This is a genomic window from Anaerosporobacter sp., assembly GCF_965301125.1.
On record NZ_CBDLAM010000147.1, the window covers coordinates 1 to 9,664 of the forward strand.

Genomic DNA, 9,664 nt, shown 5'->3' on the forward strand with positions numbered 1-9,664 from the left:
TTTATAAGGTATCCTACTTTTTAATTCATAGACAAATTGGAAATGTTTTATTGCTCTCGTTTGCAAGTCAAAACTCTTTTAGTTGTTTTATCTATAATTAAAATAATGAGAAATGATATTTTAACATATCATCTCTCACTTTGAGTGTGTCCTCTTTATTTTGTCGTAAATCGGTCGTAAATTGTAGTAAATACAATCCAAAGTGCTTGATTTAACTATACTTATTTTTTCCAACGTCTTCATCGTCGGGAAACTAAAGAACAACAAAAAGGTTTGATTTTATGGCGTTTTTTGCAATTCATTATTAAATTTTATACGAATATACGAATTTCCCCCGTTTCCGATAACCTAAAAATGTTTTATATGGACAAATTAAAAATTAATTGATTATTTGCACTTGAAATCCTGCCAATTCTTATTTACTAATAATTCAGCATCTCCTCCATAAAATGCATTGCTTGCTTCACTATCATTTTTTAAGTAATACATAAGCCACGCTGTGACATATCCGTCACTTTTCCATAAAACATCACTATGGTCTGTATTTTTTAGTCTTGCCATAACTACACTAATATCACTTGGTATTGTTTCAAAAGTTTTTTTCATTTCACTAATTGGTGAAATAGTTTCAGAATCCCATTTACCATCTCCAGCTACCATAAATATGGGAATATTTACTTTTGTTAAATCATATCCATATTCATTTTCTTTTCCTGTATTATGTGACCATTTTAAAGCAATTGCTAATGGATTGGATGTTGGAGATAACGCAAAGGCACATTTATATTTATCTCTATTTTCAAATTCTGTTATAGCATTGAATGTCCCTTCTCCCCCTTGAGAATGTCCACCAATTGCAATATTTTCTCCATCAACCATTGATTTTATCTCATCATTTGATAACGCAAAGTCTAACATATTTGATGCTGCAACACCATCCCAGCTTGTTTCATAATCAGTACCAATAACTATAAATCCCCAAGATGCAAGATGCTCAAATATTGCTTCATATTTTTGATAAGGTACTCCTGTACCATTAACCATTACAACTAATGGATATTTTCCTTCAGTTATTGGATACCAAACTTTATAATGGCTTTGTTTGTTATTTTCTTTTCCAGCATCATATACTTTGCTTTCATATTCATAACTACCCATTTTAGAATACTTTGCTTCTATTTTTCCACCTGTAATTTGTTTTTCATTGTAATTTTTAAAAACTACTGATTTTTTTGAAGCATAAATAACCAAACAAACAATTAACGCAATAATAATTAGTATAATAATTACAAATATTTTCATGATTTTTTTCATATATCCTCATTACTTTCTACTTATACAAATTTAATTTCTATAACTCATTTTAGCCCCCTCAAAAAACATTCAATCCGAAACATTAAAATAGTTATATATATCTGAAAAATCTTCACTTCGATAATTTCGTAAAAGCAACCGTTCAGTCTCTAGATTTAACATATTCTCCACCATAGGATGTACTCTTCTTATGATACACCTACTTTTCCTTTCATTCCTTTTGTTTATTATAATTTGATTAATATAAAAAGTGCAACTTTTATGACGTAACGTTATCCCTCTCTATTATATTGTCATAGTATCAATATATTTAATCCCTTCATGACTATCATAACACAAACATCGACCTATTTGTGTGACAATTGTAGAACCCTCATATGCATTCCAATACATTGTTTTGAAGTAATACAATTACTAGTAATCGACCACCAGTTCAACTGGTGGTTCGATAGTAGCCCTAATAGGCTATCTTACTACTCGCTCATAAGAGCGGTGTCTGCTACAATTCCATATCGCATTTTAAAATATGGATAAAAAAAGGACCCTTCCTTAGAATTTCTTCTAAAGAAAAGTCCTCATTTTTATAATTATTTATCCTGTAAAGTTCAAAGCAATCCGTCACATGAGAAGCACCTACTTGAACCTGTGAAACCCTTGATTTTACTACATTCTTACTTATCTAAGTTTTTCATCGTAGGGAATAACAATACATCACGAATAGCAGATGAATCAGTAAGTAACATAATCAAACGGTCAATACCGATTCCAATACCGCCTGTAGGTGGCATACCATATTCAAGAGCACATAAGAAGTCTTCGTCAAGGTGATCTGCTTCATCATCACCTGCCATACGATTTGCTTCTTGCGCTTCAAAACGTCCACGTTGGTCAATTGGATCATTTAACTCAGAGAATGCATTTGCCATCTCTCTCTTCGTTACAAACAATTCGAAACGTTCTGTATAGTTTGGATCACTTGGCTTTCTCTTTGCAAGCGGAGAAATCTCAACTGGATGATCCATTACAAATGTAGGTTGAACTAATTTCTCTTCTACGAATTCTTCAAAGAATAAGTTAAGGATATCACCTTTCTTATGTCTAGCTTCGAATTCTACATGATGTTCTTTTGCAAGTGCCTTTGCTTGTTCATCAGTTTCGATTTCGTTAAAGTCAACACCAGCGTATTTCTTAACAGCATCAATCATTGTTAAACGTTCAAATGGTTTTGATAAATCAATTTCAACACCATCATATGAAATTACAGTAGTTCCAAGTACTTTTTGTGCTACTGTACGGAATAATTCTTCTACTAAATCCATCATTCCATAGTAATCTGTATATGCTTGATATAACTCAAGTAATGTAAACTCTGGATTATGGCGTACGGATAAGCCTTCATTACGGAATACTCGTCCAATTTCATATACACGCTCTAAACCACCTACAATTAGTCTCTTAAGATATAATTCTAGGGAAATTCTTAGGTTCATATCTTGGTCAAGTGAATTGTGATGTGTTGTAAAAGGTCTTGCAGACGCTCCACCTGCGATAGGAACTAGTACTGGAGTTTCAACTTCAATAAAATTCTTACTATCAAGGTAGTTACGAATCTCACGAATTATTAAAGAACGTTTGATGAATGTATCTTTAACATCTGGATTTGCAATTAAGTCAATATATCTTTGACGATATCTAACATCGGTATCTTTAAGTCCATGGAACTTCTCAGGAAGTACTTGTAAGCTCTTTGATAATAAAGTAACTTTTGTTGCATGGATTGAGATTTCACCTGTTTTTGTCTTGAACACCGTACCAGCTAAACCAACAATATCGCCAAGATCGAATTTCTTGAATTCTGCATAATCTTCTTCTCCTATGCTATCTCTTGCAACATAAGATTGAATATTTCCTTGTACGTCTGCTATATTACAGAAAGAAGCCTTACCCATAACACGCTTTGACATAATACGTCCAGCAAGTGTTACTTCCTTGCCTTCTAATTCTTCAAAATTGTTTTTTACTTCCATACTATGATGTGATACATCATATTTCATAATTTGGAAAGGGTCTTTTCCTCTTTCCTGAAGGTCGGCAAGTTTCGCTCTTCTTACCTTAAGGATCTCATTAAGGTCCTGTTCTACAACATTCTTTTCTTCAGCCAATTCTTTCACTCCTTTATGTAACCTAACTGGCCTAGTTAGATCTTTGAATTTCTAGTATTTTATACTTAATAGCGCCTGATTGTGTTTCTACTTCAATAGTATCACCAATTTTCTTACCAATTAAGGCTTGCCCTACTGGTGATTCATTGGAAATTTTACCTTTTAAACTGTTTGCTTCTGTAGAACCAACTAATTTATAATCTAAAATATCATCATATTCCATATCCATGATTCTTACACGACATCCAATGTTGATTTTATTAAGATCAACTTCGTCTTCAACAACGACTTCTGCATTCTTTAAGATTTTGTCGATTTCTTCGATTCTAGCTTCGATATCTCTTTGCTCATCTTTTGCTGCGTCGTACTCAGCATTTTCTGATAAATCCCCTTGTTCTCTAGCTTCTTTAATTTTTTGAGCTACTTCTTTTCTTTTATAAACTTTTAAGTCTTGTAATTCTTCTTCTAATTGTTTTAAACCTTCGTAGGTTAAAATATTTTTCTTGTCTGCCATGTTAAACCCAACCTCCAACATAATTATTACTGTAACTATTTTTATACTATTACCAGACTATACCCTCTGACACTTTCTCTTGTACATTCCTTGTATTATAACGTATGAACAGTACAATGTCAAGGTTATCAAGTTTCTAAGGTACTTCTGAACATACTACTAAACAGTTACATAACAATTTCTTTAACTTTGATCTTACATGCTTCTAATAACGCAAGAATTTCATTTTGATTTACATTCCTATAATACTCTCCATAAATCGCTTCAATATTCATACTTTTAGCTCGTAAATATTTTACCATCATATCCTTTTTAATGGTATTCCCCTGATACAACAGATCCACATCATAAATAATCGTTAAATCTTTTCTTCTTTCCTGTAGATATTGCCGCTTCTTCGCCGAACTATTTACATCAATGACACAGGCACCATAAGGAAAGAAATTATAGTTTTTATAACTTTCACTATCTAAATCTATAATAATATTCCCCTCGATGTGACTTTTTAGTGGTAGCTCTTCACACTCTACAACTAACCCTGCGGTATCATATATCATATCTCTAAACCCAGTAAAATATTCTTCCCGATTTGTTATAATTGTTAAATAATTTAAATTGTTAATAAACTGTTCTAGCACATGTTCGATTCGCTTATCCATGGAATCAATAACAACCAGTTTCATATCTTTTTCATTAATATGTAATCTATCTCTTCCAATGTAAACAAGTTGTTCAAGATAAAGGAGTTTAATCAAAGTCCGCTCCCTCTCAGCCCTTTCATTATCCCTCTCCTGCAACTCATCTATACAATATGCCCTATTAATATTCAGGTGTTTCATAATCGCTTCGATATACTGATCTAGATATTGATCTGGTAAGCTATCTTTCTCATCCTTAGTAAAGGGTAACATGACACAAGGAATACTATCTCCTAAAAAGGTAAGTTTCCCAAGTTTCATAGGCAGTTTTCTTATTAAGTTTTTGTAATACCACTTGACTGAAATTCGTTTCAAAAATTCTCCATTCCTCTTTCCAATCATCCCCTCTTCTTCCATTATAAATTCTTCATTCTGATTTGTATCCATCAGCTTAATAAATATAAAATCATTAGACATATGCTCCCCTTTTTCTTTTTTGTTAAGTATATTTTTGCTCTGGGGAACTTATACCCTTATGTCTGGTTCTATTTTATTATATCCTATAGTGAGGGAATTAACAGTGAAGGTAGTCATGGATGGATGTTACAATTGTCATTTTGGGGATTAGTTCCAATTATTCTGTCACAGTGATAATCCATTCACCATCAAGTGAATCTTTTTGTTTTCTCTCCTAGCGCTGCTTCAATACATTCTTTACTTTCTTTACTCATTACTGGCATTTCTTCTTTATTCTGTACTTTCTCCCCATCTTCTCTTTCACAATCCGATTCGCTCCTATATCCACATGAATACACAGGAGGTCTTAGCAAAATCCCCACTTCAAAGCCTACCATATTTTTCAAACAGATTGCATGTAATGCAACATCAAAAAAACAACCTTACTAAAGTTGTACGGCAAGGGCAGACACAACGTGTCTGAACCTTGACATACAACGAAGTAAGGTTGTTCTTTTTGCTGGTGTATGAATGCAATCTGTTTGAAAAATATATAGCCATCAAACTATTTTGCAATCACCTCCGTACCTATATTAACGGCCAGCTTTTACTGCTAATTCTTGATATTTTTCTTTTGCGTTCTTAGCCGCTTTATCGAATAATTCATCCGCTCTTTCAGGATTTGAACGATATAATCTGTTATAACGAACTTCACTATTAAGGAATTCCTTATAATCTGCTGTTGGTTCTTTAGAATCTAATTGGAATGGATTCTTTCCTTGGTCAGCAAGACGTGGATCATAACGGTATAAGTGCCAGTATCCTGATTGAACAGCACGTTTTTCTTCATTTTGAGCACCCATCATACCACCTTTGATACCATGAGAAATACATGGTGAGTATGCGATAATGATAGAAGGTCCATCATAGCTTTCTGCTTCAATGAAAGCTTTTAAGCATTGGTTGAAATCAGCACCTTGTGCAATTTGAGCAACATAAACAGAACCATAGCTCATTGCGATAGCTGCAAGATCTTTCTTTCTAGAATCTTTACCATTAGCTGCGAATTGAGCAATTGCACCTGTAGGAGTTGCTTTTGAGGATTGACCACCTGTATTAGAATATACTTCTGTATCGAATACAAGGATATTAACATTTTCTCCACTAGCAAGTACATGGTCTAAGCCACCAAATCCAATATCGTAAGCCCAACCATCACCACCGAAGATCCATTGTGATTTCTTTGATAAAAAGTCTTTATCTCTTAAGATTAGTTCACGTTCTGGACTGTCGCAATCACAAGCTTCTAATGCTTTAACTAATTCTTTCGTTGCAATTGCATTAGCAGTACCGTGTTCTTTGGTTTCAAGATATTTTTCGCAAGCTTCTTTAACATCTTCTTTGTCAACTACTTTAGAAAGCGCTTCAACAGAAGAGATTAAACTAGTTCTCATAGCTCTTTGAGCTAAAGCCATACCAAAACCAAATTCTGCATTATCTTCAAATAATGAGTTTGCCCAAGCTGGTCCTTTACCTTCTGCATTCACTGTATAAGGTGTTGATGGTGAAGAACCACCCCAGATTGAAGAACAACCAGTGGCATTGGCAATATACATACGATCACCAAATAATTGTGTTACTAACTTAGCGTATGGAGTTTCTCCACAACCAGCACAAGCACCTGAGAACTCAAGTAATGGTTTCTTGAACTGACTTCCTTTAACTGTAGTTTCTTTGAATTTCGCTGTAACTGCTTCTGGTACTTCTTGTTCAACACCATAATCAAACATCTTTTGTTGGTCTAACATAGTTTCAATTGGTTTGAATTCTAAAGCTTTTTCACCCTTCTTACCAGGACAAATACTTACACAAGCACCACAACCAGTACAATCAAGTACAGAAACACTAATAGCAAACTTATGTCCTGGAAGACCTGTCATATCTAACATATCTGAACCTTCTGGAGCATTAGCAGCTTGTTCTTCTGTCATTGGCACTGGACGAATAACTGCATGTGGGCAAACATAAGAACAGAAATTACATTGAATACAATTATCTTTATTCCATTGTGGAACATCTACAGCGATACCACGTTTTTCGAAAGCTGCTGATCCTGCTGGTGCTGTACCATCAACATAATCTACAAATGCGGAAACTGGTAAGCTATTTCCATCTTGAGAATTGATCTTATTTTGAATTGTGTTTACATAATCAACTAAATCTTTTCTCTTTCCTTCAGCTTTAACAAGTAATTCTTCTGCTTCTGCATTTGCCCAAGATTCTGGAACCTTGAACTCTACAACGCCTGTAATACCACGGTCAATTGCTTCGTGGTTCATACGTACGATATCATCACCCTTCTTTGAGTATGAAGAAGTAGCTGCGTCTTTCATAAACTTAACAGCTTCTTCAGTTGGAATAATCTTAGCAAGTTTGAAGAAAGCAGCTTGAAGGATTGTATTAATACGTCCACCAAGTCCAACATCTTTACCAATTTGAATACCATCAATTGTATAGAACTTGATTCCATGTTTTGCAATATATGATTTTACTTGTCCAGGAATATGCTTTTCAATCTCTTCTGGAGTCCAGCTACAGTTCAATAAGAATGTACCGCCATCTTTTAAGTCTTGAACCATATTGTATTTCTTAACATATGCAGGACAATGACAAGCTACAAAATCTGCCTTATCAATAAGGTATGTTGATTGAATCTTATTCTTACCAAAACGTAAGTGTGAGATTGTTACACCACCTGATTTTTTAGAGTCATAATCAAAATATGCTTGTGCATACATGTCTGTTTGATCACCAATAATCTTAATTGAGTTCTTGTTAGCACCTACAGTACCATCCGCTCCAAGTCCCCAGAATTTACAACTAATTGTACTTTCTGGTGTAGTGTTTGGATTTTCAGTAATCTCAAGAGAAAGATTTGTAACATCATCAACGATACCGATTGTGAATTGTTTCTTCTCTTTATTCTTATATACTGCAATAATTTGTGCAGGTGTTGTATCTTTAGATGCAAGACCATAACGTCCACCATAAATAGGTACATTATGGAATTTTGTATCTTTAAGTGCAGCAACTACATCTAAGTATAGAGGATCACCAAGTGCTCCTGGTTCTTTTGTTCTATCAAGTACACTGATTTGTTTTACAGTGTCAGGAATTACATCTATTAAATGTTTTGCACTAAATGGACGGTATAAACGAACTTTTACTACACCAACTTTAGCACCTGCCGCATTCATGTAGTCAATTGTTTCATCGATAGTTTCACATACAGAACCCATTGCAACAATAATATGTTCTGCATCAGCAGCTCCATAATAGTTGAATAATTTGTAATCTGTTCCTATCTTCTCATTTACCATATCCATATATTGTTGAGTCAATTCTGGAATTGCATCATAGTATTTGTTACTTGCTTCTCTTGCTTGGAAGAATACATCAGGGTTTTGAGCAGTACCACGAGTTACAGGATGCTCAGGATTTAATGAACGACGACGGAAAGCAGTTACTGCATCCATATCACACATTTCTTTTAAATCTTCATAATCCCACATCTCGATTTTTTGGATTTCATGAGATGTACGGAAACCATCAAAAAAGTGTACGAATGGTACACGACCTTTAATTGCTGTTAAATGAGCTACTGCTCCTAAGTCCATTGCTTCTTGCACACTATTTGAACATAACATAGCGTAACCGGTTTGACGGCATGCATAAATATCTTGATGGTCACCAAAAATAGATAGGGCGTGACTTGCTAATGTACGTGCAGATACGTTAATAACGCCAGGAAGTAACTCACCTGCCATTTTATACATGTTTGGAATCATTAATAACAAGCCTTGAGAAGCTGTATAAGTAGTTGTAAGTGCCCCCGCTGCTAACGAGCCGTGTACAGCCCCAGCTGCTCCTGCCTCTGATTGCATTTCAGAAAGAACTACTGTATTCCCAAATATATTCTTTCTTCCTTGTGTAGCCCAAAGGTCTGTGTAGTCTGCCATTGGTGAAGATGGTGTAATTGGGTATATAGCCGCTACTTCTGTAAACGCATACGATACGTGTGCTGCCGCCGTATTTCCATCCATTGTTTTCATTTTTCTTGCCATCTTAAGATATCCTCCTTTTTATAATTATTGTAACGTTACGATTATAGTATTTAGGCGTAACATCACTAGACAAATTTATAGCTATTATATTTTTTTCATACACAGAATAATTTATACCACTATTCTGCCTTATTTTTAACCTCTTTAACTATTCAGACTACTATAATTAAATTTTTGTTTCCCCTTAGCATTAAACGCAAATTCACTCATAATATCTAAGTAGCTATCTTGATTGTATCACCACAAGTATAGTTTGTAAAGGTTACCAGAATAAAAAAACAGCACAAAAAAAGGGAATGGTATTCTTCCATTCCCTTTCCAATATAAATACTGGGCCACAAGGATTCGAACCTTGAGATGCTGGAGTCAGAGTCCAGTGCCTTACCGTTTGGCGATGGCCCATTATTTGTGCCAATTCAATATCAGCACAGTCAATTATACTAAATTGATTTTTGT

Annotated in this window: 6 protein-coding genes and 1 tRNA gene; all 7 read right to left on the bottom strand. The window is 34.4% G+C overall.

Translation table 11 applies throughout. The features are described 5' to 3' along the window. Window positions 1-387: 387 nt before the first annotated feature. The gene (locus ACW2QF_RS14470; protein ID WP_455716718.1) at window positions 388-1,314 is read right to left on the bottom strand and encodes an alpha/beta hydrolase family protein; all 927 of its coding nucleotides are present in this window, start codon (window positions 1,312-1,314) and stop codon (window positions 388-390) included. A 671-nt stretch (window positions 1,315-1,985) separates the two neighbouring features. Beyond that, window positions 1,986-3,476, bottom strand: coding sequence for a lysine--tRNA ligase (lysS, locus tag ACW2QF_RS14475; RefSeq protein ID WP_455716719.1), 1,491 nt, complete (start codon window positions 3,474-3,476; stop codon window positions 1,986-1,988). Window positions 3,477-3,507: 31 nt separating this feature from the next. Further along, window positions 3,508-3,990 (bottom strand): transcription elongation factor GreA, encoded by a 483-nt coding sequence (gene greA / locus ACW2QF_RS14480; RefSeq protein WP_455716720.1) that lies wholly within the window; start codon window positions 3,988-3,990, stop codon window positions 3,508-3,510. Window positions 3,991-4,157: 167 nt separating this feature from the next. Beyond that, window positions 4,158-5,105, bottom strand: coding sequence for a hypothetical protein (locus ACW2QF_RS14485; protein ID WP_455716721.1), 948 nt, complete (start codon window positions 5,103-5,105; stop codon window positions 4,158-4,160). 188 nt (window positions 5,106-5,293) lie between these two features. Next, entirely contained in the window at window positions 5,294-5,467 is a 174-nt protein-coding gene (locus ACW2QF_RS14490; RefSeq protein WP_455716722.1) for a hypothetical protein, read from the bottom strand. Between the two features lie 210 nt (window positions 5,468-5,677). Beyond that, a complete protein-coding gene (nifJ, locus tag ACW2QF_RS14495; protein WP_455716723.1) occupies window positions 5,678-9,208 on the bottom strand; it encodes a pyruvate:ferredoxin (flavodoxin) oxidoreductase in 3,531 nt (1,176 codons plus the stop codon). 330 nt (window positions 9,209-9,538) lie between these two features. Next, a tRNA-Gln gene (locus ACW2QF_RS14500) sits at window positions 9,539-9,610 on the bottom strand. Window positions 9,611-9,664 lie beyond the last annotated feature (54 nt).

Bases quoted from the DNA above. Each gene is read 5' to 3' on its own strand.
- ACW2QF_RS14470 (WP_455716718.1), bottom strand. From the start codon at position 1,314: ATGAAAAAAATCATGAAAATATTTGTAATTATTATACTAATTATTATT.
- greA (WP_455716720.1), bottom strand. From the start codon at position 3,990: ATGGCAGACAAGAAAAATATTTTAACCTACGAAGGTTTAAAACAATTA.
- nifJ (WP_455716723.1), bottom strand. From the start codon at position 9,208: ATGGCAAGAAAAATGAAAACAATGGATGGAAATACGGCGGCAGCACAC.
- ACW2QF_RS14485 (WP_455716721.1), bottom strand. From the start codon at position 5,105: ATGTCTAATGATTTTATATTTATTAAGCTGATGGATACAAATCAGAAT.